The sequence below is a fragment of the Streptomyces axinellae genome, from assembly GCF_039532135.1.
In the GTDB taxonomy this organism is placed as follows: Bacteria; Actinomycetota; Actinomycetes; order Streptomycetales; family Streptomycetaceae; genus Streptomyces; species Streptomyces axinellae.
The window spans coordinates 1-1,814 of sequence record NZ_BAAARJ010000063.1; the positions used below are offsets into that span (position 1 = coordinate 1).

A 1,814-nucleotide genomic window follows, 5' to 3' on the forward strand; every position below is an offset into this window, starting at 1 on the left:
GAGGCTGGCACCGCAGCTGGCGTGGGCCGAGTTGTAGTGGGCCAGCTGGATCACCAGGAGGACGAGGTGGGCGACATAGCTTCATGGAGGTCGGCTCGCCGTTTGCATGGGATCCGCAGTCGGCGGAACCTGCCGGATGGCCGTTGTGGCCAGGGGCAACGGTGACCGTGTGCCGCGGGACATCGTCCTCGGCATCATAGAAGGCGTGCTCAATCTCCCGTTCTCCTATGCTGTTTCGGGTTGCTCCGGGTGGCGTCTCGGTAGCGTGCCACGCCAGTTTCTCGGAGTGGTCCGGTGAGTGCCGTCGCGCCGTCGCGCCGTCACGCCGTCGCTTCCGGCGGGAGTAGTGAGGCCGGGTCGGGTTCCGGGGGCGTGTCGTGAGTGGATGCGGGGGGTGTGCCGCAGCAGGCGGTACCGGGTCCGGTTCCGGTCGAAGGTGCCCGGGCTGTCGGGCGGGCGGTCAGGTGAGCAGAAAGCGCCCATACAGGCGGCTTCACATGGAATGGGAAGGGATGAACCGTGCCGAGGAAATATTCCGACGAGGATTACGCGGCCGCGTTGAACGCCCGGAGGCAGGGAGACCTGCCCAAGCAGACGGAGACGCAGGAGGTGGTGATCGGCGACGTCACCGCCGACGTCCCCATCGGCAAATTCCTGAGCATGCTGCGAAGCCAGGGGCGCAAAACGGCGTTGGGAGAGGGGCTGGCACAGGCGCTGACATGGCATGGCCTGCCGCCTCGGCAAATATCAGACGGCCGGTGGACGATCCCGCAGACCGGACAAAAAATCAGCTGGAGGGACGAGCATTACACGGCCGCGTTGAACGCCCGGAGGCAGGGAGACCTGCCCAAGCAGACGGAGACGCAGGAGGTGGTGATCGGCGACGTCACCGCCGACGTCCCCCTCGGCCGATTCCTGAGCAATCTGCGAAGCAAGGGGCGCAAAACGGCGTTGGGAGAGGGGCTGGCAGAGGCGCTGACATGGCATGGCCTGGCGCCCCGGCAAGTATCAGACGGCCGGTGGACGATCCCGCAGACCGGACAACTAATCATGTGGAGGGACGAGGATTACGCGGCCGCGCTGAACGCCCGGGAGCAGGGAGACCTGCCCAGTCAGGCGGATACGCAGACGGTGGTGATCGGCGGCGTCACCGCTGATGTCCCCATCGGCAAATTCCTGAGCAATCTGCGAAGCCCGGGGCGCAAGAAGGCGTTGGGAGAGGGGCTGGCAGAGGCGCTGACATGGCATGGCCTGGCGCCCCGGCAAGTATCAGAGGGTCTGTGGACGATCCCGCAGACCGGACAAAAAATCAGCTGGAGGGACGAGCATTACACGGCCGCGCTGAACGCCCGGAAGCAGGGAGACCTGCCCAAGCAGACGGAGACGCAGACGGTGGTGATCGGCGACGTCACCGCCGACGTCCCCATCGGCAAATTCCTGAACACGCTGCGAACCCGGGGGCGCAAAGAGGCGTTGGGAGAGGGGCTCACAGAGGCGCTGACATGGCATGGCCTGCCGCCCCGGCAAATATCAGACGGCCGGTGGACGATCCCGCAGACCGGACAAAAAATCAACTGGAGGGACGAGCATTACACGGCCGCGCTGAACGCCCGGAAGCAGGGAGACCTGCCCAAGCAGACGGAGACGCAGACGGTGGTGATCGGCGACGTCACCGCCGACGTCCCCCTCGGCCAATTCCTGAGCACGCTGCGAACCCGGGGGCGCAAGAAGGCGTTGGGAGAGGGGCTGGCACAGGCGCTGGGGCGGCATGGCCTGTCGCCCGTCTGGCAGGAGAACAAATGGAGGATCGGTGG

1 protein-coding gene is annotated in these 1,814 nt (G+C 66.1%); it reads left to right on the forward strand.

The annotated features are described in order from the left end of the window. Positions 1 to 519: 519 nt before the first annotated feature. Positions 520 to 1,814: hypothetical protein (locus ABD339_RS33425; RefSeq protein WP_344570934.1), on the forward strand; the 1,295-nt coding region annotated here is incomplete at its 3' end.